This window comes from Jeotgalibacillus sp. R-1-5s-1 (assembly GCF_004405105.1).
Lineage (GTDB): Bacteria > Bacillota > Bacilli > Bacillales > Jeotgalibacillaceae > Jeotgalibacillus.
Genome location: NZ_SORW01000023.1, coordinates 66,304 through 91,363 on the forward strand (window position 1 = coordinate 66,304; position 25,060 = coordinate 91,363).

Annotated in this window: 22 protein-coding genes; 12 read left to right on the top strand and 10 right to left on the bottom strand. The window is 40.1% G+C overall.

The features are described 5' to 3' along the window. Positions 1 to 205 precede the first annotated feature (205 nt). Positions 206 to 1,105, bottom strand: a complete 900-nt coding sequence (locus E2491_RS10060; RefSeq protein WP_134375516.1) for a hypothetical protein — start codon at positions 1,103 to 1,105, stop codon at positions 206 to 208. Positions 1,106 to 1,337: 232 nt separating this feature from the next. Here E2491_RS10060 and E2491_RS10065 point away from each other — a divergent pair, with 232 nt between their 5' ends. Then, positions 1,338 to 1,847 (top strand): hypothetical protein, encoded by a 510-nt coding sequence (locus tag E2491_RS10065; RefSeq protein ID WP_134375517.1) that lies wholly within the window; start codon positions 1,338 to 1,340, stop codon positions 1,845 to 1,847. Between the two features lie 263 nt (positions 1,848 to 2,110). Here E2491_RS10065 and E2491_RS17475 read toward each other — a convergent pair whose 3' ends face one another. Further along, the gene (locus tag E2491_RS17475; protein WP_166805845.1) at positions 2,111 to 2,263 is read right to left on the bottom strand and encodes a hypothetical protein; all 153 of its coding nucleotides are present in this window, start codon (positions 2,261 to 2,263) and stop codon (positions 2,111 to 2,113) included. A gap of 238 nt (positions 2,264 to 2,501) precedes the next feature. Between E2491_RS17475 and E2491_RS10070 the strand changes: the two genes are divergently transcribed. After that, the gene (locus E2491_RS10070; RefSeq protein ID WP_134375518.1) at positions 2,502 to 3,335 is read left to right on the top strand and encodes an STAS domain-containing protein; all 834 of its coding nucleotides are present in this window, start codon (positions 2,502 to 2,504) and stop codon (positions 3,333 to 3,335) included. A 51-nt stretch (positions 3,336 to 3,386) separates the two neighbouring features. Here the strand turns inward: E2491_RS10070 and E2491_RS10075 are convergent, their stop codons facing one another. After that, a complete protein-coding gene (locus tag E2491_RS10075; RefSeq protein WP_134375519.1) occupies positions 3,387 to 4,172 on the bottom strand; it encodes a 3D domain-containing protein in 786 nt (261 codons plus the stop codon). A gap of 213 nt (positions 4,173 to 4,385) precedes the next feature. Here E2491_RS10075 and serC point away from each other — a divergent pair, with 213 nt between their 5' ends. The 3 genes from serC to E2491_RS10090 all read left to right on the top strand — a co-directional run bounded on the left by serC (position 4,386) and on the right by E2491_RS10090 (position 8,164). Beyond that, positions 4,386 to 5,480 carry a 3-phosphoserine/phosphohydroxythreonine transaminase gene (gene serC / locus E2491_RS10080; protein ID WP_134375520.1) on the top strand — a complete coding sequence of 365 codons (1,095 nt, stop codon included), beginning with the start codon at positions 4,386 to 4,388 and terminating at the stop codon, positions 5,478 to 5,480. Next, on the top strand, positions 5,477 to 6,661 hold the full coding sequence (locus E2491_RS10085) for a phosphoglycerate dehydrogenase (RefSeq protein WP_134375521.1): 1,185 nt from the start codon (positions 5,477 to 5,479) through the stop codon (positions 6,659 to 6,661). Before serC ends, E2491_RS10085 begins: the two co-directional genes overlap by 4 nt. Positions 6,662 to 7,705: 1,044 nt before the next feature. After that, the gene (locus E2491_RS10090; protein ID WP_371414470.1) at positions 7,706 to 8,164 is read left to right on the top strand and encodes an IDEAL domain-containing protein; all 459 of its coding nucleotides are present in this window, start codon (positions 7,706 to 7,708) and stop codon (positions 8,162 to 8,164) included. Between the two features lie 422 nt (positions 8,165 to 8,586). Here E2491_RS10090 and E2491_RS10095 read toward each other — a convergent pair whose 3' ends face one another. Together E2491_RS10095 and E2491_RS10100 are read right to left on the bottom strand one after the other, a co-directional pair. Continuing rightward, a complete protein-coding gene (locus E2491_RS10095; protein ID WP_134375522.1) occupies positions 8,587 to 8,769 on the bottom strand; it encodes a hypothetical protein in 183 nt (60 codons plus the stop codon). Next, positions 8,762 to 10,021 carry a helix-turn-helix domain-containing protein gene (locus E2491_RS10100; protein WP_134375523.1) on the bottom strand — a complete coding sequence of 420 codons (1,260 nt, stop codon included), beginning with the start codon at positions 10,019 to 10,021 and terminating at the stop codon, positions 8,762 to 8,764. Before E2491_RS10100 ends, E2491_RS10095 begins: the two co-directional genes overlap by 8 nt. A 216-nt stretch (positions 10,022 to 10,237) precedes the next feature. Here E2491_RS10100 and E2491_RS10105 point away from each other — a divergent pair, with 216 nt between their 5' ends. Both E2491_RS10105 and E2491_RS10110 read left to right on the top strand, forming a co-directional pair. Continuing rightward, positions 10,238 to 11,638 (top strand): C40 family peptidase, encoded by a 1,401-nt coding sequence (locus E2491_RS10105; protein ID WP_134375524.1) that lies wholly within the window; start codon positions 10,238 to 10,240, stop codon positions 11,636 to 11,638. Positions 11,639 to 11,927: 289 nt separating this feature from the next. Beyond that, positions 11,928 to 14,918 carry a hypothetical protein gene (locus E2491_RS10110; RefSeq protein WP_134375525.1) on the top strand — a complete coding sequence of 997 codons (2,991 nt, stop codon included), beginning with the start codon at positions 11,928 to 11,930 and terminating at the stop codon, positions 14,916 to 14,918. Positions 14,919 to 16,380: 1,462 nt separating this feature from the next. Here E2491_RS10110 and E2491_RS10115 read toward each other — a convergent pair. Then, complete coding sequence (locus E2491_RS10115) at positions 16,381 to 17,559, bottom strand: M23 family metallopeptidase (RefSeq protein ID WP_134375526.1); 1,179 nt, start codon at positions 17,557 to 17,559, stop codon at positions 16,381 to 16,383. 570 nt (positions 17,560 to 18,129) lie between these two features. Between E2491_RS10115 and E2491_RS10120 the strand changes: the two genes are divergently transcribed. After that, entirely contained in the window at positions 18,130 to 18,939 is an 810-nt protein-coding gene (locus E2491_RS10120; protein WP_134375527.1) for a hypothetical protein, read from the top strand. A gap of 394 nt (positions 18,940 to 19,333) precedes the next feature. On the opposite strand, the gene E2491_RS10125 is transcribed toward E2491_RS10120, so the two are convergent. Next, positions 19,334 to 19,900, bottom strand: coding sequence for a hypothetical protein (locus E2491_RS10125; RefSeq protein ID WP_134375528.1), 567 nt, complete (start codon positions 19,898 to 19,900; stop codon positions 19,334 to 19,336). Beyond that, positions 19,884 to 20,117 carry a hypothetical protein gene (locus E2491_RS10130; protein WP_134375529.1) on the bottom strand — a complete coding sequence of 78 codons (234 nt, stop codon included), beginning with the start codon at positions 20,115 to 20,117 and terminating at the stop codon, positions 19,884 to 19,886. Before E2491_RS10130 ends, E2491_RS10125 begins: the two co-directional genes overlap by 17 nt. Positions 20,118 to 20,542: 425 nt before the next feature. Between E2491_RS10130 and E2491_RS10135 the strand changes: the two genes are divergently transcribed. Beyond that, the gene (locus E2491_RS10135; protein WP_244093930.1) at positions 20,543 to 21,232 is read left to right on the top strand and encodes an Ltp family lipoprotein; all 690 of its coding nucleotides are present in this window, start codon (positions 20,543 to 20,545) and stop codon (positions 21,230 to 21,232) included. A 402-nt stretch (positions 21,233 to 21,634) separates the two neighbouring features. Here the strand turns inward: E2491_RS10135 and E2491_RS10140 are convergent, their stop codons facing one another. Continuing rightward, complete coding sequence (locus E2491_RS10140; protein WP_134375530.1) at positions 21,635 to 21,973, bottom strand: hypothetical protein; 339 nt, start codon at positions 21,971 to 21,973, stop codon at positions 21,635 to 21,637. Positions 21,974 to 22,378: 405 nt separating this feature from the next. Here E2491_RS10140 and E2491_RS10145 point away from each other — a divergent pair, with 405 nt between their 5' ends. From E2491_RS10145 to E2491_RS10155, 3 genes are read left to right on the top strand one after another with little or no spacing between them, the layout of a single operon-like run. After that, complete coding sequence (locus E2491_RS10145) at positions 22,379 to 22,714, top strand: hypothetical protein (RefSeq protein WP_134375531.1); 336 nt, start codon at positions 22,379 to 22,381, stop codon at positions 22,712 to 22,714. Next, positions 22,715 to 23,512 carry a C39 family peptidase gene (locus E2491_RS10150; protein ID WP_134375532.1) on the top strand — a complete coding sequence of 266 codons (798 nt, stop codon included), beginning with the start codon at positions 22,715 to 22,717 and terminating at the stop codon, positions 23,510 to 23,512. It begins immediately after the preceding gene. 26 nt (positions 23,513 to 23,538) lie between these two features. Continuing rightward, positions 23,539 to 24,009, top strand: coding sequence for a hypothetical protein (locus E2491_RS10155; protein WP_134375533.1), 471 nt, complete (start codon positions 23,539 to 23,541; stop codon positions 24,007 to 24,009). A gap of 344 nt (positions 24,010 to 24,353) precedes the next feature. On the opposite strand, the gene E2491_RS10160 is transcribed toward E2491_RS10155, so the two are convergent. Beyond that, complete coding sequence (locus E2491_RS10160) at positions 24,354 to 24,752, bottom strand: hypothetical protein (protein WP_208528065.1); 399 nt, start codon at positions 24,750 to 24,752, stop codon at positions 24,354 to 24,356. Positions 24,753 to 25,060: the final 308 nt, after the last annotated feature.

Consider the following 25,060-nt stretch of genomic DNA (forward strand, 5'->3'; position numbering starts at 1 on the left):
TCCCCGGCGTTCGCCGGGATTCTTCACGAAAGTGTCCAAGTTCTGACGAAAAGTGTCCAAACTGCATTGGAAAGTGACCAAGCTCAGGCCGAATGTGTCCAAGCTCCGAAGTAAAGTGACCAAACCCCGCCCGAAAGTGACCAAACCCCCGCCGCCCGCCCAGCCGCGACACAACAAAAAACCGGAGCACAGCCCCGGCTTTCAATCAGACCTGCTTTCCAAGCAGAGTCTCCATATGGTCCAGACCTTTTTTCGTTAGGCGGTAATGCATTTGGCCTTCAAACTTAATCTTTTCCACCAGGGGACGGGAGCGGCTGAGTGCGATTTGAATCGCTTTGGCAGAATGCTCCGTGTTGAAATGCTGGCTCAGCACCTCATGTACATCCCGTGCTGATAAATGCTCCACATCGAATTCCTTACGATAAATATAAAGAATACTTAGCGCCTGGTCCTCAATTCGCTCCAATCGACGCGGATCAGGGTTGTTCTCAAGATTGAAATCTTCAATTGTTCGTTCAGGAGCCTGCTTTACATTTTCAACCGCAGCGTGGTCACCTGACGCTTTTACTTCGGCACTGCTATTCTGCAATGCCTGGATGTAAGCGATGCCGGACTCTGTGATTTCATAAGTCTTCTGAAGATCGGCCTGACCCGATTCCTGCAGATAGCCTTTTTTAACACACGTATGGACACTCAAATGGATATTGTTTGGGACGGTATGACGCGCTTCACGGAATTGTTTCCGGACGGTTTTCGCGGTGAATGAGGGCTGCAGCTTATGTTGAAATAAATAGTAGGCCATGGCAAGTGTGAATTGCCATTCAGAGTGCAGAGGTAATTCCTCCAGGTAGCGCTGAATGTCGGGCTTATTTGCAGGATCGGCTGTTGGAAGCGGTTTTGGAGCGGGAGACTGTTTTTCGATTTCAAATGTGCTTGAAATTCTTTCAAGTCCACGTGTGCTTTTTGGTTGGAGTTCGTCCCGCATTAGTTTTGACAAATAACTTTTAATCTCTTGATGGTGCTCATCAACATAAGCACGATCCCCTGATACGGTATACTCGAAATCTTTATAACGAACACTTAAATGATACGATTCCTGACCCATTTTAGAACCCTCCTAAAGGATTTTTTATCTATTTATCCTGTTTGTTAGTTTTTATTATAGTCCTTTCATCAGAGAAAGACAACCTTTTTTGTTCTTTATAAAGAACTTTTTTATAACCAATATGTTCTCAGTATGTTCTCATTAATATAATGTTATGCAGCATCTTGGAATGTTTAGCAAAACTAAAAACAGGTCATACACATAACAAGCAAAAGTGAAAGGGGATCTTATCATGCAACTGGACCCGATTGGAAAGATGTTATTCATGGAAATATGCAAAAAATTACGTGATCAGAAATGGACGGTGGATGACCATCGCTTTTATGATGATAAAGATATAACAGAGGCAGTTTTTTTGCTGCCGGATCATTTTGTCGAAACAGAAGACAATCCCGAGCTTGAGAAAGTTATTGCAAGTGTGAGCTATGCAGGGGAGATAGATAAAATGAAGGAGAATCATATAGACGGTGTCCATGTAACTTTTTATGCAAAAAGGCTTAAAGCATTGGACTTAACAAAGGCTATTGGTTCTGTCACACCTTTTCAACAAAAGAAAAACGCGACAACAATCGAGTACTTCATTGATCAGCCATTTGCTGATGAAAAAGTGCAAAAGTGGATCGAGGAACTATTTTCAGTACTGGAAAATAAAATGACGGAATTATACGGCGATGAGATAAAGCAAATTCCAATCGTTTTGTTACCTGCAAGACTTCAGGATTTACCGATTCATCACACATAAAAAAGATGGCAAAGCGCATGCAGCGCTTTGCCATCTTTTTAATAATCTTCTTCCTCAGCTTTCCAACTCCGAAAAGTATGTAAGCCGATCACCATAAAAATGAGAAGAAACTCCAGTATAAACGAGTCACTAAAAGCGGGTGAAAAGAGATCTGTGAAAAATTTCATAAATATATAAGAGACTAATAAGACCGTGGATAATAAAGTGGCGACATTTAGCAGTTTCACTGAAGTACACCTCCTGTAAATCTTTTGAAATAATGATTATTGTAAACGTATTTGGCTGTTGACTGATTTTTTCCAACGGGATCCTTCAGGTGAAATCTGAATCGGATGGTCAATACGTACGTGAGAAGGCTTGAGCGAATGGATAAAAGTGAACCGTTCTTCTAGGTGAAAAAGCGTTTCTTTATGCATAACCGCGCCTCCTTTTGACAATATCATACGACCGGGAAGGCCGCAGTTCAACAAAATCATCATTTTTTAATCACCCTGTTACACAAATAATATATGTAGACATTATTCGACAAAGTATGTGTTCTACCATGACATTCGGGTAACGAAAAAGATTCCCGAAACTGCCGTTTAACTCTATAATAAAAAGGGTAAAGTTTTTAAGAAATTTCATAATTTTCATGTTTGAAAGGGGTCGCCCATGGCTGAACAAATTGATCAGACATTAGAAAAGCTAACGGATTATATTCTGGACCGGAGAATACAGTTGGCTGAACAAATTACTGAAGAACAAAACAGACGATATTCCCGATTGCGAAGTATTTCTGAAAATTTATTACCATTAAGAGTCGAACTCGTCACCCTTTATGGAGAAGCACTTTCCATGGATCCGATAGAGAGAGCAATCCGCATTGAAAAATGGGGACTTGAAACAGGTAAACAATGTGCAGAAATGGGTACCACGCTCGATTCCATGCTAAAAGAGGTTCCTTTATATAGAAATACAATTGGGGAATTAATTAAAGAAATAGCGATTACATATGATTATTCAGTAGCAAAATTATACGATGTTATTTCCATTCTCGATCAGACCGTCAATGAAATAGTCTATTACTTCTGCTTACCGTTCGTAGAAGTCCAGACTAAGAGCCTGCAGGCTTCTCAGGAACAGATGCTTGAAATGTCCGTTCCGGTCGTACCTGTGGACAATGGAGTAGCAGTATTGCCGCTTGTCGGGACGATTGACACTCATCGTGCGAAGTTAATCATGGAAGAGTCGCTTACCAAATGCCTTGAACTGAACGTGGATCAATTTGTCATCGACTTATCAGGAGTCGCCATGGTTGATACATTTGTAGCTCAAAAGCTTTTCCAAGTCATTGACTCATTAAAATTAATCGGTGTTGTGCCGAAAATCAGTGGGATCTCACCGGAAATGGCGCAAACCATTGTACAGTTGGGACTTGATTTTAAAGATGTTCCTTCATATGCCACGCTTAAATCAGCACTTAGTGAAATCGGTTTTAAAAGATAAGAAAAAAGCCACTCCATTTTCGGAGTGGCTTTACCTATATGGTTAACCTGATTAGTCCAGGATTTTAACGTCGACTGTTTTAACGCCCCAGTTAAGAGCTGCATCCTGAGATGGGATGAATACGTCGATTTTGTTACCTTTAATAGCGCCGCCAGTATCTCCTGCGATCGCTTCACCATAACCTTCAACCCATACACGTGATCCTAATGGAATAACGTTAGGGTCTACTGCGATTACCTTCTGGTTAGGATTTGAACGAAGATCAATACCTGTAGCAGTGACACCTGAGCATCCTGCACAGTATGCAGTATAAGCTGTTGCAGTTACAGTCAATTCCTGAGTAGCTTCAGCAGATGGAGCTTCTCCACCAGTACCTTCAACGCCCTCAGCTGACTGAGTCATGCCTGTGTCTTCTGCTGGAGCTTCTTCAGCTGGTGCTGAAGTTTGTGCAGGGGCTGCTGCCTGAGCAGTTCCACCAGCTACAACGAATTCCTGTCCAGGGAAGATCAGGTCACTTGATAGACCGTTCCAGCTCATAAGCTGATCTACTGAAATTCCGTTTGCAGTGGCAATCTTGTATAGAGTGTCACCTTTTACAACAGTGTACGTTTCTTCAGAAGATGCTTCTTCAGAAACTGTAAGTGTTTGATTTGGATATATAAGTGTTGATGACAGGTCATTCCACTCTTGAATTTGTTCTACCGTGACATTGTTCTTTTGAGAGATGCTCCACAGTGTATCTCCTCTTTGTACTGTGTGCTCTGCTGCTGACGCCTGTGCGGCTGTTCCAGCTGATAATGCTGCGATTGCGGTTAGTGCAACGATTTGTTTTTTCATAAAATGAATACCCTCCTTCTCACTAACGAGACCAATCATAACATCTGTAGATTTCAGTGGAGTGTCATTCAAGTTAGAATGCAGTGACAATTAGATTACGAGGTTAATTGTCCTTGTCTCGTTGACATGTGTATACAGGAGGCATATACTATAACCTATCTTTTAGGAAAAATCTTTTATTGATTTAACGTGGAAGAGAGGAGCAATAGAAGAATGGATCGAGTCGTCAATTTCTCAGCAGGACCTTCGGCTATGCCGCTCGAAGTCTTGATACGAGCGAAGTCTGAGCTTATTAATACAAATGGTTCAGGCATGTCAGTTATGGAGATGAGTCACCGCTCACAACATTTTGAAGAAATTTTACAGCGAACCAAGGACCTTTTGAAAAAAAGTTTAAACATCCCGGAAAACTACAAAATTTTGTTTTTGCAGGGGGGCGCATCGTTACAATTCAGCATGATTCCTTTAAATTTATTACAAAAAGATCACGAGGCAGCCTATATTATTACAGGTTCATGGTCCCAAAAAGCATTTCAGGAGGCGACAAAAGCCGGAAATGCTTCGGTACTCGCAACATCTGAAGACACATCATTTACTTCTATTCCCGAACTATCAAATCTTACACTTAAAAACAACACATCCTACGTGCACGTCACGGGAAACAATACAATAGAAGGAACACGGATTACGAGATTACCTGATTTCGGCGTACCGGTTATCAATGACTGGTCATCCGGTATCCTGTCAGAGAAAATCAACGTCAGTGATTACGGTATGATTTACGCAGGAGCCCAGAAAAATCTCGGACCCTCAGGTGTAACCGTCGTGATCATCCGTGACGATCTCATCGGACAGGCTCCTGACTGGGTGCCAACAATGCTCAACTACAAAACACATGTAAAAGCCGATTCTCTCTATAATACACCGCCGACGTTCGGCATCTATATGATCGGTCTCATGCTTGAATGGCTGCAGGAGCTCGGTGGCGTGGAAGAGATCGAACGCCGCAACCTTGAAAAAGCTTCTCTATTATATAGCGTCATCGATGAATCACCGATTTTCAGTTCACCTGTCAAAAAAGAAGACCGTTCACTCATGAACATTCCATTTAAAACTGACAGCGAGGAACAGGATCGTGCCTTTCTTCATTTCGCTGCATCCAGACAGCTCGTGGAACTGAAAGGCCACCGTTCTGTAGGCGGCATGAGAGCGAGCATGTACAACGCCATGCCGCTTGAACACGTGGAACGCCTGGCAGACGCCATCAAAGAATTCGAGAAAATTGCTGTGGGAGGTACTTACCGTTGACGTATCAGATTAAAACCTATAACCAGATTGCCAAAAAAGGACTCGATTTACTCGACAGCCAGTATGAAATCAACTCAGATCAGGACCCGGACGCCATATTACTCCGCAGCCATAAGCTGCACGGACAGCCGATCCCGAACTCCGTCCAGGCAATCGCCCGCGCCGGAGCAGGCACCAACAATATCCCGATCGACCAATGCACCGAACAGGGTATCGTCGTCTTCAATACACCAGGAGCTAACGCCAACGCAGTAAAAGAGCTCGTCATCTCCTGTCTCATCGCAAGCGCACGAAACCTGTTCGACGCCATTAAATGGACCAGCACGCTAAACGGGGAACAAAACATCGCAGAAAAAGTAGAAGCCAACAAAAAAGCCTTTATCGGGCATGAAATCAGCGGTAAAAAACTCGGCGTCATCGGACTTGGCAACATCGGCTCCGTCGTAGCTAATGATGCACTCGCGCTCGACATGGACGTCATGGCGTACGATCCATTCGTCTCCGTCGACGTCGCCTGGACCATTTCACGAAACGTCCAGCGCGTTCATCAGCTTGAAGAACTGCTGGCAGTGTGCGATTACATCACCATCCACGTCCCGCTCAGCCCAAAAACAACCGGTCTGATCGACGCCAAAGCATTTAAAGCGATGAAAAAAGGCATCCAGTTCATCAACTTTGCCCGCGGAGAACTCGTTGATGAAGTCGCATTAAAAGAAGCACTCTTAGATGGAACCGTCGGGAAATACATTACCGACTTCCCGAACGACGAAATCTTCGGCCTTGATAACGTAGTGGCAACACCGCACCTCGGTGCATCCACCACCGAATCCGAAGAAAACTGCGCCGTCATGGCAGCGCGCCAGCTCAAAAACTATCTCGAAACCGGCAACATCAAAAACGCGGTCAACTTTCCAAACGTCAGCCTGCCACTCACATCACCCGGCCGCCTGACCATCATGCACCGCAACATCCCAAACATGGTTGGACAATTCTCCAACCTGCTGGCCGAACGCAACTTCAACATCGCCGACATGCTCAACCGAAGCCGCGGCGACTGGGCCTACACCCTGATCGACATCGACAACAAGCTCAACGACTCTGAAGCCAACGACATCATGGCACGGCTTCAGAATATTGAAGGTGTTGTGAAGGCAAGGCATATTGCAAACGGCTGGCATTGATGAAAAGCCCCTTTCTGCGGAGAGGGGTTTTTTGGTTTGTTAAGGTCTTTAAGAGCTCCGGCGTGCGCCGGATTGTTCATGAAAGTGTCCAAGTTGGGGCGGGAAGTGACCAAATAGAGTGGGGAAGTGTCCAAGCTCGGGCCGAATGTGGTTAAGCTACGGAGTGAAGTGTCCAAACCGCGGGTGAAAGTGACCAAGTGTCGTTCGGGTGCTACATTTGTTTTTTGTACAAGCGAAGCGTCCAGTCAAGCAGCCCTTAGGTACCTAAAGGCAACAAGAGCCCCGGCGTGCGCCGGATTGTTCATGAAAGTGTTCAAGTTGGGGCGGGAAGTTACCTAACAGAGTGGGGAAGTGTCCAAGCTGGGGTCGAATGTGGTTAAGCTACGGAGTAAAGTGTCCAAACCGCGGATGAAAGTGACCAAGTGTCGTTAGGGTGCTACATTTGTTTTTTGTACAAGCGAAGCGTCCAGTCAAGCAGCCCTTAGGTACCTAAAGGCAACAAGAGCCCCGGCGTGCGCCGGATTGTTCATGAAAGTGTCCAAGTTGGGGCGGGAAGTGACCAAACAGAGTGGAGAAGTGTCCAAGCTCGGGCCGAATGTGGTTAAGCTACGGAGTGAAGTGTCCAAACCGCGGGTGAAAGTGACCAAGTGTCGCCACTGCGCCTCACCAGTTTTCAGTCCAAGCGAAGCGTCCGGCCAAGCAGGTTTTGGGTACCTAAATGCACTGAGAGCCCCCGAGCTTCGCCGGGATCTTTCGTGAAAGTGTCCAAGTGTGGGGCGAAAGTGACCAAACAGCATTGGATTGTGTCCAAGCTCGGGCCGAATGTGGTTAAGCTACGGAGTAAACTGTTCAAACCGCGGGTGAAAGTGACCAAGTTCAGTCGCGACCTTGCGGTCCCGTACGATAAATTTTGTCTATCCTGTAAACACCTAAACACTTCCAGACAACAACATAAGCATTTTCCCTTTATCTTTTACATAAAATATACGATAATAATATTAAATAACTGAATATTTCAAATTTAAGTGACGGGGGGAGGGTCCAATGTTGCTGACAGTCAAGATGATGAAGCCGTTTTACACACTCCAGGAAGGCAACGAGCTAAAGCTTGTCTTTGCGTACCAGTATTTCTCCGTTGTCAAAGGTGAGGAAGTCTATCAGTTTATCCCGGTCGAATCGAATGAGATCCGCATCAATCTGAAAACAAAACAGATTGAAAATCTCACCGATATCTTTGTGTTCCAGCGAGGCACAAGAATTTTCAGAGTCCCATTATTTCAATTGCTGCAGATATCCGATCTGCTTGAACATCTTCAGGCCATCGCCCAATTTTACATCCAACAGATACAGTCAGAAGAGGAGGAAGAAGCCATGAATGAAGAAATTACGAACCTAGAACTGCAAAACCTCTACCGGCTGATTGACAAGGCGCTACTCGAAGGTGACCGTGATCTGTTTATGGAGTTGACTGAAAAACTCAAAACAGAGGAGGCGGCACAGTAATGGTTCCGCAGCGATGTCCATAAACCCGCATTTCATGAGCAAGAGATGAAATGCGGGTTTTCATATGGTTTTATATCCAAGTAATATACTTGGGAAAATTCTTAAAAAACATGCCAAACGACCCTCAAAAAAAATTTCTTCTATCCGAACTGGATCCTCAAATCCACTTATCTCGAATTAAAAACATTTTTCTAATCAAATAATTCATAAAAAAGTTCATCTGATTAAAGAACAAGTGTCTTTACATATGTAAAATGAAATAAATGATCTGTAAATCTTACAAATCCCGATCTACCGCCAAAAGCATAAAAAAAGACCACCTGATTGTTCAGGTGGTTAATGAGAGGGTATTGCTGGGTCATTTCATAATCTTATTTTAGTATAAAATCAGCTAAAAGTCTATTGGGAAAATTGAATTTACATTAATAGCCAGGTGGTCTGTAGATGTGTTCAGGAGATCTCATGATTTCATAAGTTGCCGGTGCTGCTAAATGATCTTCCAGGTTTACATCTTTTTCTACGTTTCCAGATGTTAAGTAAACGCCACTTACTAAAGTGCTGAAAGCGATTGTGCATGAAATCAGTAGTTTGCGTGATTTAGTCATATAATGTTCTCTCCTTTTCGATCAATGATCTCCATTGATCGTAATATTCCTTGGCTTGGACTGGATCGCCGACTTGATTGTAATAATCGATGATGGCTTCAATGACTTCCCGGGCGTCACTATAGTTTTTGCTTTTGATCAAGTAGGGATATAACCATTTTACAGCATACTTCACTCCATCAACTTGGGAAAATTCGAACTTTTCCAAATAAACAGAGTAATGATAGTAATACTTACTATCTATCATTTCAGAAATTTTTCTTAGCACATGAATCCTGCTATGCCATTGATCGTTAACTCTGTTTCTTTTTAGAGTGTTTTCAAGCCAGATGAGTAGAGAAGTTGCATGTGCAGGACTATACTGTTCGACGATTTCCAAAACCTCATCAATGTATCGTTGAACTTTAACGTATTCTTTTGAAAGGTAAAGACATCTTGAATAGTTGATCAATATACTAAAGTACAAACTATCCCTGTAATGCATACGAGTATTTCTTAATAAAGGTTTATATATACCTAAAGCTTCATTATACAACCCTAATCTCATGTAACATATGCCGATAATCATTTGTGAATGGATTTGACGTGTGAAATTGCATTCAGATACGTATATGTCGTATGCTTTTTTACTTGCGATGAGACCTGCTTCATTTTGATTGATACTGATGTGTGCATAGGAAAGCTGATAATAGGCTTCTGCAATCCAGTAATTCCCCAAAGGAAGAGGGTTTTCAAGGAAACTTTTAATCAATTTAATGGCGTCTTCATGCTTTTCTGTAACGGTAAAATAAATAGCCTGGAAAAAAGTATAGACATTACTTTCTATTGTGTTGAAAGTGTTTTTTATTTTGTGAAGGATCTTCGAATATTCCCTCGCTCCCTCCAGATCCTGATTCCAAATCCGGTAACGGTACATATACAAATGATAAAGGTTAACAAGTTCACTTGCTTCCATATAATCTTTATTCTCTAATACCTTTTCATAAAGACTTTTAGATAGCTCCCGATCCTGCGTAAAGATAGCCTCGATAAATTCCTGTAGTAATTCTTTCATTTCATTCAGGCGTTCTGAGACTTCTTCTAGCTTTAGTCCGAGTTTGTCGAGCAGCATGCCGACCGTTTCTTCGTTAGCTGCGTACATGTTTGTTTCGATCTTGCTGAGGTGTGAGGTCGAGCAGATGCCTTCTGAGAGTTCTGTCTGTGTCATCCCGCGCTTTGTCCGATAGTACTTGATAATGGATCCTACATTCATCGACTGTCACCCCGTAAAAATTCTTTCTTACTATAATACTATACCAAAAAATCACTCGTTTGTAGAGAATAGCATATCCGAAAGTTCTGAAAAAATAAACCGATAGTCTCAATAAAAAAACTTTATTAAGTCGATACTCATTGTGTATAGTGTAAAATAAGCAGTACATAACTATGACGAAAGGCTTGTTTTTGAGCCTAAAAAGGAGAGAAAGCGTTGAATCGAACAGTGAAGAGATCGTTGCTCGTTGTTTCTACAGCAGCTGTTTTTGCCGCGATGCCGTCTCCGGCCGATGGGAAGAGTCATGTGGTGAAGTCTGGCGATACATTATACAGAATTGCCAACACGTATCAGATGTCTGTCGCGGAATTGAAGAGTCTGAATAAGTTATCTTCAGACACGATTCGGGTTAACCAGGTGTTAACAGTAGGCGGGGATGTGAAGGTAACGCCTTCTGCACCTGCAGTACTCAGTGCGAAAGAGTATATCGTTGTCTCGGGGGATTCGTTGTCCAGAATTGCACAAAAAGAAAAAGTAACGGTTCTGCAGCTGAAGGAATGGAATAAGCTGACTGGAGACGTTATTTTTGTTGGACAGAAACTGCAGATTGGTCAGCAGACTTCCGTTCAGCCTGCTCCAAAACCGGTTACGCAGCCAAAACCTAATCCGCCTGCAGCAACGTCGGATTATACGGTGAAGTCCGGTGACAGTCTGTCAAAAATCGCCTTGAACCATGGGGTGACCGTTCAGCAGATCAGACAGTGGAATGCTCTCAGCGGGGATCTGATTTTTACGGGTCAGAAGCTGAAGCTGAATGCTGCACAGCCATCACAGCCATCACAGCCGGCACCTGCGCCAGCGCCAAAGCCGACTCCACCTACACCGGCTCTTGCCGTGTATAAAGTGCAGCCTGGTGACAGTCTGTCGAAAATTGCCGTTCAGTATGGTTTGACCATTAAAGAGCTGATGGATCTGAATCAGCTGTCTACGACCATTATTTTTGTAAATCAGGAACTGAAGGTAAAGGCAGGGGCTGCAAATGAGCAGGTGAAGCCGGTACCGCCGACTGCCGCTGATATGACTTATACGGTCAAATCGGGGGATAGTCTGTCGAAAATTGCTATCCAGTTTAATGTAACAGTGTCCAATTTGCGCCAGTGGAACCAGTTATCCTCTGATTCTATCAGAATTGGGCAAACCCTTGTGTTAAAAGGAGGATCACCTTCCGGGCCAGTGCAGACGGTGACACCAGCTCCCACAACAAACGTTGTAGCGGCTGCTTCTCAGCTGATGGGGATTCCTTATGTATGGGGAGGCGCGTCTCTGAGCGGTTTTGACTGCAGCGGGTTTATTCATTACGTTTATAACCTTGCAGGAAAGAAGCTTCCGCGTGTTACTGCTGAAGGTTATTATGACCGGTCGTTTTATGTCGATCAGCCTAAGGCTGGGGACCTTGTTTTCTTTGAAGGAACGTATAAGAGAGGGATTTCCCACGTCGGGATCTACATCGGGAATAACCAGATGATCCATGCGGCCGAGCAGGGTGGGGTCATGATCAGTTCTTTAGACACTTCATACTGGAAAAAACATTTCTCTTCCTTCAAACGATTGTACTAGTTGTAACATCATATAAACATTTCGCAATATTTTTGTAAAAAATCTAAAAAAATATGAATTTAGCCTAGATTTTGAAATTTAATTGGGTTATTATAGTACTCGTGGGGGACGAAAGTTATGTTTTGCTAACTAAAATCTCTCATTTCATTAGAAATTAATTCATTTTAAACCATGATGTTGGTAATGAGTTATTTCTAAAAGACTATGTGAAATTGTTTGTGTAATCGGTTTGTTACATATAGCCTTTTGCACTACATAATTTATAAGATTGAAAGGGGAACAACACAGAATGGATAAGAAAAAAGCCATCAAATTAGCTGCTGCATCTACCGTTGCTGCTTCTGCAGTATTCGCAGCTGCTCCTGCTCAACAGGCAGACGCATCGAATCACCTACAAACGGCGGTTAAGAACGCTGTAACACAAATGGATGCTGCATACCGCTCGTATGCGAACCCGCCACAACTTACTGGAGAGCTTGCTAACATTGCTGATGTATATGCTGCTTACAACTCTTCTGTAAAGAACTACCGTACAGTAAAGGCTCAGGTTGAAGCTTCTAACGCTTCAAACAAGACTCAGCTTCTAGCTGAACTTGAAGCTGGATACGATATGTACATCGCTAAGCGTGTAATTCCTTACATCGATGCTTACAACTATGCAACTAAGCGTCTTGCTCCAAAGGTTACACAAATGAACGAAGCAGTAGCACAAGGTAACTTCGATCTAGCTGAAGAGCTATATCACCAGGTTTCTTATGAGCTAAGCGCTGCTACGTCAATTTTCTACAAATTTTACGGCTTCCACGCTCGTGATCTAATGCTTGAGCAATTCAAGGCGATCGCTGACGATTCAGTAGTAGAAATCAAAGTAGAAGTAACTGTGAAAATGGCTCTTGATGCTGCTGAAGCTGCACTTGCAGAAGGCGATATCGAAACAGCTGTTGAGCAGTTCAACAAAGCTGCTGAGTTCGTAGATCAGCTTGACAATTCTTCTTTTGGAGATGCTCTTCTTACTCAGTTTGAAGCAGTTTCTGAAGAAATCGACGCTGCGCTTCTTCCTGCAGTAACAAACGTTGTTGCTAACAGCACAACTGACTTCACAGTAACTTTTGAAGAGGCTCTTGCTGAAGATGCAGACCTTACTCTTCTTGATGTAGCTGTTGAGCTTGCTGACGGTACAGTTGTTTACCCAACTCCTACTGATCTAACAGTCTCTGCAGACCGCACAATGGTTACTGTAGAGCATGCTGATGATGATCTTGACGGATTAGCTGGGACGCTATGGGTTGGAGATTTTGAATTGGCGTTTGATTATGTTGTACCATTTGTAGAGAGTGTTAAATCTGTCAATGCAAAACAAGTAGTTGTTGAATTCGACAAGCCAGTTCAATCTGGAGTTGCCGCGGGAGGAGCACAAACATTAACATATTACACTGTTGATGGTGTAAATCCTACTCGAGTTACTTTAAGTGCTGATAAGACTCAAGCAACACTAACATTTGCTGCTGGACTAGTTAGTAACTTAAATAAGTATGTAGAAGTGATTGTAGAAGATGTTAAAGATGTTAATGGTAAGACAATCGAAGATTATAAGGCTCCTTTATTGATTCAAGATAAAGTTTCACCGACTGCTTCAGCTTCTTACTCAGCTCCAAATGTAAAAGTTGATTTCTCAGAGCCGCTTGAAATTGATGGTGTTGAACTTGGTTCAACTTTAACTTCTAAGGCTATTGTTTCAGTTGATGGAGTTCCTACAACATCGTATTCACTAGTGAATGATAATACAGCTGGCGATGCCTTGACAGGGGCTTCAGGAATCACATTATCAGGCTTAAGTGCTGGTGAACATACGATTTCAATCGTTGGAGCTATGGACTTGTCTGGTAATTTCTTACCTGAATTTACAACTAAAGTAAATGTTTCTAGTGATACAGTTGCTCCAACAGTTACATCACTAACTGTTGAGGGTAACAATATCCGAGTTAAATTCAGTGAACCAGTTGTCGATACAACACTAAATGGTCAGGCATCAACACGTGTATGGCTTCAAAATGGAGCAGGTACAGTTGATGTTTATGGTACAAGTTCTGAAGCCGTTGATAGTGCTGGTACAGAGTACTTAATTGATGCGTCTGCCTTCGTAACTTCTGGTTCATTCCTAAATGTTCCTGTAATTGTTAAAGCAGGTAGTGAAGATGCGAGTGGTAACGCAATTACATCTGATTCTACTGCTAAAAATTTAGTTATTACAAAAGATACTAAAGCACCTTCAGTTGTTAGTACAACAACTAAAGACGATAAGATCATTGTGAAGTTTGACGAATCTATTCAAGCTGGATCAACTCCTATTACAACATTAGATGTAAGATATACAAACTCTGATGGAGTAGTTGTTGTTGACAGTACTGCGACTCAAAGTGGATTAGCATATTCTTATGATGCAAATAATGATGGTGATACAACTGATGCAGGTGAAGATAGATACCTAGTCATTACTGTAGATGACACCGATTTTGTATCTGGTGGTAAGCTGAAGAACGGTTCATACGTTGTTAATTTGGCAACTGACTTTGTAAGTGATAATGCTGCTACTGTAAATCAAATTGGGGCAACTACATTACAATTTAATGTTGCAAATGGTGCACAAGTTACAGATAACTTAACTTCGACACCAATTCAAGTTTCGGCTGGAGTGTTACAATACTCGTTTGATGCAGTTTTAACAACAAGTGCATTGAACAGAGAAAACTTCACTATTAACGGTGCGGCATTACCTGCTGGTACTAAGCTTTATTTCTTTGGAAACAAGCAAGTTGTAAGAGCAGAGTTACCTGCAAATACTATTTCTGTAAATGGAAATAGAACACTAGCTGTTAAAAACATTGTTGATGAAGACGGTAATACTTTAGACGCTGCATCAAAGCAAGGAACAGTTGTTTCCTTAACTGAAAATGTTAAGCCGACTGCTCAATCTGCTACATTACAAAGTGGTACGCAGTTAAATGTTGAAATGAGTGAGTCTTTAAGTTCTCCAGTAACAGCTACGGGTATCGAAGTTTATGTAAATGGTGTGAAAATCGACACTACTACTAATGCTTTATCATTCGCAGCACAGAATGGAGCAAAAGGTACTGATTCATTACTAACTATTACGGCTGCAAATGCAAATACATTTGCACTTGGTCAGACGATTGTTGTACGTTTTGTTGATGGAAATACTGTTCAGGATCTAAACAGCAATACAGTTGCTCCTCAACAAATTACAGTTTCAACAAACTAATTTCGGAGAAATACAGAAACATATATTTTGAATCATTCGGTAGTCGAAAGGCTGTTAGTGATCGGAATTAGTTCTTAAATAGGAAAGCTTCTGTTATCATATGATGACGGGGGCTTTTCTTTTTTTGTAAGAAACACGTCAACACGGGGGACGTATATTTTGAATCATTCGAGGGACGAAGGGTTGCGGGTGGTTGTGGTTAGTTTTTTGATAGTGAAGGCTATTGGAATGTGCGGGTGAGAGGATTAATTTCTAGATGGGTCTATTTCGCTTTTATCATTTTAATCTATGGTTTTTTTGGTGGATTTTAGATTTGTTTTATAGGTTTTATGAGATCGCATCTGATTGGGTAATAAGAATTGATCAACTTTTAAGTTCTATCTTTTTAAAAAGATAGACTCTGAGGAATGAGGAGGGTGAAACAGATAAAAAGACAGCCCATCTGAATAGACTGTCTTAAAATATTTTTATTGCATTCTATAAGTATACAATCCTCTTGCATCAGCTTTGATCCAGCCCATGCCTCCAAGGTTGTACCATTTTTTGTCCATCTGAAGTGAATCTGGTTCCGTAAGTTTTATAGCTATCACCAGCACCAAGTCCGCCTACTGAATGTTGTTCTGGACTTGTAGTTGCATCAACATATGTTGGCGTTGAATAACTTGCTGTTACAACATAAGGTGTTACTGTGCCGTTATCTCTTTGAACCCATGTGTCAGCAGCAACTTTGAAGTAATCTACACCATTATATGTTGCTTTTTCATATACCTTATATAGACTACCTGCTTGTAGTGGTAGGATTCCGTTTAGACCTACACCAGGACTGCAAAGGTATTTACGGTGTCATCTCCAGTAATACTAACGGTTCTTAACGTTGCCCATGATCCATCAAATGTGTGAAGAATTGATTCGGGATCAGGTTCAACGAAACACGGGGACGTATATTTTGAACCATTCGGTGGTCGAAAGGCTGATGAATGAAAAAGGTATGTTCTGATAAAGAAAACTCCTGCTGTCTCTTAGTTGAGATGGCAGGAGTTTTTTGATGTATTTGATCCTTAAAACCAGTCTTAAATTAACGAAAAAACCTTTACTTCTTTTGCTTTGGAAGAAAGATAGTCAAAGTCCAAGTCATTTTTATGAATGAGAAACATGCGATAGGCCCACTCGTAGTCTTCATCATTTTTCGGATAAACCAATGTAAATGCAATGCCTTCAAGGCGGTGAATGATGAGAAACACGGGGACGCATATTTTGAATCATTCGATGATCGAAAGGCTGTTGGTGATCTGGATTCGTTCATGAAAAGGTAAGATTTTGTTATCTTTGGATGACGAATGTATTCCTTTTGTAGCGGATTCTCTGTTGAATAAGGGGAATTTATTCATTAGTTATTGGAAGGGAATGCTTTTTTACAAAAAACGAGACAGAGGAAATCTCTCTCTGTCTCATTTCATTCATATTAAAGCTCGCGATATTCGTAGTTCTCTCCGTTGCTGTTGTTTTCGAATTTCACGAATTGATCGGCGTTCCATTCGAATTTAAAGCTTTCTACTCGGGAGTTGCTTCCTACTGTGTAGATTGAGTAGTTGAAGAGGTCTCCGATATAATCGTCGTTAATGGTTCTTGGCCATGTTTGTTTCCATGACTGTCTGTCGATGACAACTGCGTCTTTATATCGTGCTGTGTAGTTGATGGCCTGGTCACGAGTGTCAAATTCTGCGAAGTAGCCGTAGGCCGGATGGAACACAGCATATTGTTCCTGACCATTATAATTTACTTCCTGGTCGTTGGCGATGTTTCGGATCAGCAGATCGTTTTCTCTTGCGAATGCGTCTGCGTGTATCTTATATTTGAAGCTTTCTACTACCGGGAAATATCCTTCTTTACCATCTGCACCGTCCCAGCGTTCTTTATGAACACTGTACGTAAATGGATTAGCTACATTATCTTCATAACGGGGATAGACTTGTTTCTTATCCGACGTTCTGATGATGACAGCGCTTGGATAGCTTTCATTTACAAGCTCCAGCGCTTCGTCATAGGTCTCGAAATAAAGCTCTGTATTTGAGAATGAATCATGATATACCCAGTAGTTATTTTCTGGCTCTTGCTCAATCACTTCGTTTAAATATGGAAGTGGATTCACAGCATTTGATTGGAAACCATCGTAAGGGCCTACATGCAATTCAAAATGAAGGTGGTTACCAAATGAATAACCTGTATTCCCTACCCCTCCAACCAATGCACCTTGAGCAACATTCTGTCCAACTGAAACATTGATTGAACTTAAATGCGCATAAAGTGTTTCATATGTTTGACCATTCACTGTGTGCTGAAGCAGTACAGCATTCCCATAGCCGGTAAAAGGCGTCTGATTGGACCAGTAGTCTCTGTTAATCGCTTTAACAGTCCCACTCGCAGAAGCAACGACCGGTTCCCCCTCCGGAGCTGCCCAGTCAATTCCCGTATGGTATCTGTATTCTCCATTTAAATAATCGTCACCAAAAGGACTTGTAATGTTGTTACTGTTAACTGGTTTAATAAATGTGGCAGCCGATGCCTTATCACTAAACCCGGCTAAGCTGAATGAACTGATCAACAAAACTGCTGCTACAAGATATTTAACTAATTTCCCCATATGAACCTCCTAAAATTTTATTACGTGACAATTATATACATTTATTACAGGGGATTTACATAGGTAAGACCAACGAGTTTTAAATAACAAAATTTATCAAATAATAGCATTAATTTAATGGAAATATTTACATCTAAAACGAATAAATTTAATTCATACTTGATTACTAAGAATTAAAGTATTACAAAACTTTTATACAGAGAACCGCTGTGTAACAAGATATATAATAAACATGATAAAACATTTCACAATTAGATTAATGGTAAAGTATAAGATAAAAGCACTAGAAAGACATGGGGACGGGGGAATCGGGACTTATATTTTGAATAATTCGCTTATCGAAGGGGTGTTGGGTAAATACTGGACATAGATGCTGTTCAATTCGACAATCGAAAGGTTGTTGAAATTGATGCGTGTTCAATCACATAGTTGCTGAGCTACATCAATTAAATGATGAATAAAAAACCATAAAAAATAGAATAATTCCTATTTTAAATCTGTTATTAGTAGTTAATAAGTATTATATTTAAAGTATATAATTTAGGTATAAGATAACAGGAGGCGTTTTATATGAAAAAAGTTGTTGTATCAACAGTATTGGCCTCGTCACTACTATTTTCAGGTGTAGCGAGTTCTGTCCTGCCAATTTCAGGTCAGTTTATTAGTGAAGTAAAGGCAGCTCAGATGAAGGAATTGGGATCCAGTAAGATTCTTAATAAGGACATTGATCCTGACGCATACACAGGCGTATACACGTTGGTGCGTGATCTTAAACCTGGAACTTTGGTTGTTGAGATCCATCCTTCTAATACTTCAAGTTGGAATGGCAAAGATACTCTTAACTTTAATTTAACAGGCTTTCGAAGTGGAAATACTTATGAGATCAAGCGTGTGGACCAACTGACTGATGAGAAAGGAAGCTATTTAAAAGCATATATATACGTTTCTGAACCATTAAAGGATGACAGTGTAGATTTCACTTCAAACAAAGGGCAGTATGGATATGATGCGTTTGAGTACAAAGTTTTTTATGCAGAAGGTCAGGATCTTACAAAAGGTTCTGTAGTTACTTCCGCTCCAAGTGTTCTTAAAAAGGTTTATTGGGAAGGCGCTGAACTGCGTAAAGGGCAAAAAGGTAAGATTGTTGTCAAGAAGTCTATCAATCTGTGGAAACGCGACGTGAACAACAAGTTGACCCTCTCTCGTGTCTTGAATCCGGGAGAAGAGTATCGCGTTTACAGCTACGATAATTTGTATTTCGGACAATACGGATTAGGTGCTGGTCTATTTATTACTAAAATGGATGGATTTATTGAGTACCTTACACCATCAAAGGCGAAATATGATGAAGTAAATCGTCAGGGTAAATCCGGGACGTAGATGCTGTTTCATTCGACAATCGAAAGGTTGCTGTGTAAGGTAGGGTTGTCCTGAAAGTGAAGACTCCTGCTGTCTCTTTGTTGAGATGTGAAACACGGGGACGTATATTTTGAATCATTCGTTGGCCGAAAGGCAGTTGAAAATTCGGATTAGTTTTTGGATAGGGAAAGCTTCTGTTTTGTTGTCTCCGGGTGAACAGGGGCTTTTCTTTCTATGATTTTGAAAGAAAGGTCTTCACATTTCCGCCGGTTAAGGACTCTTAAAAAATAGAGCTTTAAGAAAACTCCTGCTATCCTTTCGTGGAGATGGCAGGAGTTTTTTGATGTGTATGATTCGTTTACAAGGCGGTTGCCCTTATAGTTAGAAAAGAGAATAGCTGCTCTGTAAATGATTTTTAAAACCACTCTTCAATTAACGGAAAAACCTTCACTTCTTTTGCTTTGGAAATAAGATAGTCAAGGTCTAAGTCATCTTTATGAATGAGAAACATGCGATAGGCCCACTCATAGTCTTCATCGTCTCTTGGATAAACTAATGTAAACGCAATGCCTTCAAGACGGTGAAGTATGATGTCCTCGATGCTGATCACGTATAACTTCTTCTGGTTCGGAAGGGTAATTTCATAGACTTTGTCCGGATTCCCTTCCAAATGATTAGAAGGGACTTCAACCGCAATTTCAGCAGCTACGTGATACCACTCTCTTTCGCTACGCTCAAATCCTAATTGGTTCATCAACAAGTCGTTAAATAAATGCCAGCCGTCACTGACAAAGTCAATATCATGAGTATGATAATCATTTCGCGTATAAATCTCTACAGCAAGTCCACCTACTACGATGGGCTTAATACCTTTTTGAAGAAAATAATCAGTCAGTAGGGAGGCAAATTCAAGCTGTCTTTCAAATTTCGGTTTATCCACAAGGTTAATAAGCGCTTGTTTTAAATCACTCACGGTAGTCATAATACATCGACCTCGTACCTGTTCGTATAATTTTTTTATTTTCAACCGCCTTCTGCCAGCGTGCAATGGAAATTTCATTCAAAGCTTTTACTTCGCCAGGCGTTCTCGTCCGGGATTTCTTTTTGCGACCATGAGAAGAAGATCTAATCGTTGCATTAGCTATTTTGCGATTTTTCTCAATTTTTTTATCCAGCTCGTGTAACGATATGGTTCGCATTAAAATCACTCCTGTTATCGGTATTTTACTCGATTTATTATTATTATATTCAAATGGCGGAGAGAAGGGAAGGAAACGCAAGAGAAACACGGGGACGTATATTTTGAATCACTCGATAGTCGAAAGGTTATTGATGGTTGGAATTCAATCTTAAATGGGAAGAGCTGTTCATGGCAATACACGTATTTCCAAAAGATGTTGGAGTAGGTCTGATTTTTATTTTATATGAATCCTTTTGCTATCCTAGAAGGATCAGAACGAAATACTTTAAATGGTAAGGTTGGAGAGGGATCTCTTTATGTGATGAATGGATGGAGTTTGAAATAATTGCTGGATAGTTCATTTTTCTGATCTAAAATATAGTAAATTTATCACTTTATATGGTATTATTATGAAGAATAAAAATATTTTGGAGGTACTTATCTATGAAAATGAAATTTTTGGTTAGTTTTCTAATGGTTATGGTCTTATTGATTTCCCCAGTTAATCCATCTGAAGCAGCTTCAGATGATAGACTGTTCGTTAAGTGGGATAATGGGACCCTGATCGAAGGACAAATTGGAAGAGTTAACATGGTTAAAAATGCAGTCCTTTTCAAACTTGAAAACGGTAAATTAATAAAAACAAATTTACTAAGAAAAGCTGGAAATACATATCGTATCTATTCTTTTATAGGTAGTGGAAATTCTCTATATATTGGCGTAGGTGGTGGTTATTATTTCCACAATACCACCGCTACTGTTTACCAGACTCCATCCCCTACGAAAAAGAAACAACTTGCTGCGTTAATTGAACAATTTGAAAAAGAAAAAGCTCAAAATGCCGCAACAGTGTCGCAAGCGCAAGCCATAAGAATGGCTAAAGAATATTTAGATTATATGCCTTTTTCAAAGATCGGATTGATTGAGCAATTAGAATATGAAGGTTTTAGTAACGCTGATGCTACGTACGCAGTAGAAAATATCAGTGTAAATTGGCGAGCGCAAGCAGTAAAAACCGCTGAGGATTATCTTGATTTTACTTCCTTCTCAAGAACCGGATTGATCGAACAATTGGAGTTTGAAGGTTTCAGCAATGCTGATGCTACGTATGCGGCAAATGCAGTAGGGCTTTAATAAGTAAAGTAAGCACCGGGACGCGTATTTTGGAAACGCGGGGACGTATATTTTGAATCATTCGATGGTCGAAAGGCTATTGATGGTTGGAATTAGGTCTTGAATAGGGAAGCTTCTGTTGTCTTAGGATGACAGGGGCTTTTTTTGTGGAGAAACACGGGGACGCATATTTTGAATTATTCGAAGGTCGAAGGTCTGTTGGTGATCCAAATATGTTCCTGAATAAAAAGCCTTCTTTTCGGACTGACGAGGGCATTTATTTTCTAAGATTATAATATAAAGGTTTTCATGTCTGTGAGGTTTAAGGAGTGTTAACAGACAGAAGTTAGTTCGTGAATAAGAAAACTCTTGCTGTTTCTTAGTTGAGATGGCAGGGGTTTTTGGCTGTTTGTAGCACATTTACTAGGCTGTGACCGATTGTTGTATCAAGAAGAATGAATGCCTACTCTGTAATTGATTATAAAACCAGTTTTCAATTAACGAAAAAACTTTTACTTCTTTTGCTTTGGAAGTCAGATAGTCAAGGCCTAAGTAATCTTTATGAATGAGAAACATGCGGTAGGCCCACTCGTAGTCTTCATCATTTTCCGGATAAACCAATGTAAGCGCAATGCCATCGAGACGGTGGATGATGATTTCTTCAATGCTTATCACAGATAGCTTTTTTTGATTGGGAAGGGTAATTTCATAAACTTTGAACGGGTTTCCTTCGGAAACGTGGGGACGTATATTCTGAATCACTTGTTTACCTAAGTTTTATTAATAATTTTGTTCAGTATCATTTAGCAACAATAGTAAGCTCACTTTAGAAGAAGATCATTTTTACATAGTGTGTTCTGTGGTTACTATATATCCTCCTCATATTTTTTAGTATCCAAATGTTTTTTCAGCCACAATTTATAGATCAATAAGTCGTTCTCATAACAATTTGGAAAGTTAGTTTATCAACATTATTTTTTAACAATTATTTTCCCTATCGAAAAGTCTACATTACTCTATGATTTAATCGGGTGTAAAAGTTGTTCTCAAACGCAAAAAGTAATATATAAATATACTCTATAAAAAATCAGAAAAAACAAAAAACAATTTTCCTTTTTATGAGATTAAATGTAAAATATTATTTAAGTGACCAAAAGGAGGAAGAAAATGAAAAGTAAATTAGCTGTAGCAATTCTATCTGGTGCCATTCTATTTAGTGGATTCGCTCCATCAATTGGGATGGCGGAATCAAGTCAGCATTTCAATATTAAAAGTCAGAAAAACATTATTGAACTTGCTGATATGAAAATACAGGAAAGGATCAATATTGGCGATCAGGATTTTTTAAATCTAGAAGTAAAGTCTGTTAAAAAGCTGAAAGATATCGAAAATAAGTATACCAAATCAATGATTGTTTTAAAGAATAAGGGGCTTGAAAATGTCGCAGGTTATATGATATTAGATCATTCATTGATGCTCGAAGATGCTTTAGTAGAGTTTTGATTGGGAGAAGTATACCCTGGACACGATGTTCCAAATAAAGAACTGTATTATTATGGACCGGTTACATATGGTTATATTTCTGAAGACCATAAAGTGAAAAACTTAAGAGACAATCGTGAATTTACCCAGGATGATTTGGAAGAGATTAAAGAAAGTGAAAAGGCAAAAAACAAGATTTATGAAGATTCTATCAATAATAGCGTTGAATCTAGTGGTGATTTTACAACTCAGGCAGTTGTTAATAGAGTTTTTAGAAAGGTTAGCGGTGTTCCAGACTATCAACAAAGCCATTATCCTGGGGCTAATGACTGTTCACCTGTAGCTGCTGCCAATATTATAATGTATTGGGATCAAAATGGTTACCCTTCTATGTCGTCAAGTAATGTACCGGCTAATGTTGTAGAAAGATTAGCTAACTTTATGAATACAACAGCTAACGGAACGACTGGCGCTAACTTAGAGATAGGATTAGACAGGTATTTACAAGAAAGATATCCAAGTGCTAATTCTGATCGCAGAGGAGATCCGTCATTTAGTAATTTATCTACTGAGATCTCGGCGGGCAGACCTGCATTAGTTCATGTGAAAGGTTACGGATATTCCACTGGTGATAGTAGTGTAGGGCATTCAGTTACACTTGTGGGAACTGAAAGTTACCAGGAATCTTCACAGAGTTTTAAAACTTACTATAACATTGTAGTTCACGATAATTGGACATCTACAGGCAAAGAAGTCTGGTTAGCATTTGAACGTGGTGGTGGTTCCGTATATGCGCACACAGTAGTGTTTCCTAAATAAATATCAGATAAAGGTAGGGAGTTAATTTGATAAGAAACCTGATTAAGTCATCTTTAGTAATTATCTTAGGTATCGGAATATTATCAGGTTGTTCGCAGAAGGAGCAAGTATTTGCTAAGAAAGAGACTGTAAGTTTTTCAAATGAAATGACGAATTACATGGAAGAAAAGTATGGTTATCCACTCAACTCAATATTAAATGATGGAACTATAATAGAAAGTGAGTCAGCCGTTAATTTGAGAAGTGAATACCTCAGTCAATATGAAGAAGTTGGAGTTGACCTCAAACCGTACGTGGGCGAATATCTTTTCGTATATGAATTTCCACTTAAGGAAAGCTGTTTAACACAAGATGGTGAAGAAATTCAATTCAGTCAGGTTTTTCTTGAGTCAAATGGAGAGTTAATCGGAGATTATTTGATTCAAAGTAATCCTCAAGGTGGACGTTTTAAAACTCAGACAATTGAAGATTTGTTTGAGGAATTGGGGTGTAGTTAGAAGGGAAACACCGGAAACGCGGGGACGTATATTTTGAATCATTTTTCTTCCGAAATGCTGATGTTATTGAATTAGCTTTTACATTGGGAACGCTTCTGTTGTCTTATGATGACAGAAGCGTTTCTAATTTTTGGGACAGTTCTTTGTTTAATAGATGCTGTGATAGTAAAAATGTCATTAGATGTTGTATCAACAACTTGACAAGTGTATTAAAATCTTTCATTGATTAGACAAAATAGGCCACCCGTATTCTAAGCGCCATCCTGTCTCATATAGCCTTTTATTCATAAGGTATTCATCTCTTTCCAACTCAACATATGTGTATCTCCATCTGTTTAAGTCATTTAAACTCGTCCCAAAATTTTTAATGAGCCTGTCTTTTGATGGTTTGAAAATTCCTGCACAATACGTGCTCGGAGATCATAAGAAGTTTTCGCGTCTACGCCACTACCTCCAATCCCGTTGTATACAACCCAGAATTCTTCTGCACTAGATGGCTTAATGACAGATCGTAATTCTTTTCTGCTTGATGAAAGTAAAGGTATATTAACGGAACCTCTTTGTCCAGATGCTACGGCATTGCAAAGGTCCTCCATAGTATAAGAGGTTAAAATCCAATACATTCCTCTACTCTTTTTGTTCGTTTTTTGCTCCAACTCAAATTTATCTTCATCGTTTTTAAAAATCCTTAATAATCCTCTCTCCTTTCGCTGTTTTTCGATTTGCTCGAGTTTCATTTTCATTTCAATAGTCTCCTCCGATACGTTTTTACGATTGACTGATACAGGTTATTGTAAATACCTGTTTTGATTCTTTATTTGTTTATGCCCGAAAAGCACAGGACTGAGCTCCAGTATTCATCCTCGTTAACAGTTAGGCAAAGGTAAGTACTCAATGCTGGTTAGTAAAATGCAATCACCTATTTATTCGAATTTATAACTTATTACCTTAAAATTTTAATGAATATACGTGAAATGCTGTTATTTATGATACAAAAGAATTATATTATAATTAAACCATTTATACTAAAAAATAGAAATAGGAGGAATAA

What these genes read in the sequence shown, in the direction of transcription:
- E2491_RS10060 (WP_134375516.1), bottom strand. Translation starts at nt 1,105, where the DNA reads ATGGGTCAGGAATCGTATCATTTAAGTGTTCGTTATAAAGATTTCGAG.
- E2491_RS10065 (WP_134375517.1), top strand. Translation starts at nt 1,338, where the DNA reads ATGCAACTGGACCCGATTGGAAAGATGTTATTCATGGAAATATGCAAA.
- E2491_RS17475 (WP_166805845.1), bottom strand. Translation starts at nt 2,263, where the DNA reads ATGCATAAAGAAACGCTTTTTCACCTAGAAGAACGGTTCACTTTTATC.
- E2491_RS10070 (WP_134375518.1), top strand. Translation starts at nt 2,502, where the DNA reads ATGGCTGAACAAATTGATCAGACATTAGAAAAGCTAACGGATTATATT.
- E2491_RS10075 (WP_134375519.1), bottom strand. Translation starts at nt 4,172, where the DNA reads ATGAAAAAACAAATCGTTGCACTAACCGCAATCGCAGCATTATCAGCT.
- serC (WP_134375520.1), top strand. Translation starts at nt 4,386, where the DNA reads ATGGATCGAGTCGTCAATTTCTCAGCAGGACCTTCGGCTATGCCGCTC.
- E2491_RS10090 (WP_371414470.1), top strand. Translation starts at nt 7,706, where the DNA reads ATGTTGCTGACAGTCAAGATGATGAAGCCGTTTTACACACTCCAGGAA.
- E2491_RS10095 (WP_134375522.1), bottom strand. Translation starts at nt 8,769, where the DNA reads ATGACTAAATCACGCAAACTACTGATTTCATGCACAATCGCTTTCAGC.
- E2491_RS10100 (WP_134375523.1), bottom strand. Translation starts at nt 10,021, where the DNA reads ATGAATGTAGGATCCATTATCAAGTACTATCGGACAAAGCGCGGGATG.
- E2491_RS10110 (WP_134375525.1), top strand. Translation starts at nt 11,928, where the DNA reads ATGGATAAGAAAAAAGCCATCAAATTAGCTGCTGCATCTACCGTTGCT.
- E2491_RS10115 (WP_134375526.1), bottom strand. Translation starts at nt 17,559, where the DNA reads ATGGGGAAATTAGTTAAATATCTTGTAGCAGCAGTTTTGTTGATCAGT.
- E2491_RS10120 (WP_134375527.1), top strand. Translation starts at nt 18,130, where the DNA reads ATGAAAAAAGTTGTTGTATCAACAGTATTGGCCTCGTCACTACTATTT.
- E2491_RS10125 (WP_134375528.1), bottom strand. Translation starts at nt 19,900, where the DNA reads ATGACTACCGTGAGTGATTTAAAACAAGCGCTTATTAACCTTGTGGAT.
- E2491_RS10130 (WP_134375529.1), bottom strand. Translation starts at nt 20,117, where the DNA reads ATGCGAACCATATCGTTACACGAGCTGGATAAAAAAATTGAGAAAAAT.
- E2491_RS10135 (WP_244093930.1), top strand. Translation starts at nt 20,543, where the DNA reads ATGAAAATGAAATTTTTGGTTAGTTTTCTAATGGTTATGGTCTTATTG.
- E2491_RS10145 (WP_134375531.1), top strand. Translation starts at nt 22,379, where the DNA reads ATGAAAAGTAAATTAGCTGTAGCAATTCTATCTGGTGCCATTCTATTT.
- E2491_RS10160 (WP_208528065.1), bottom strand. Translation starts at nt 24,752, where the DNA reads ATGAAAATGAAACTCGAGCAAATCGAAAAACAGCGAAAGGAGAGAGGA.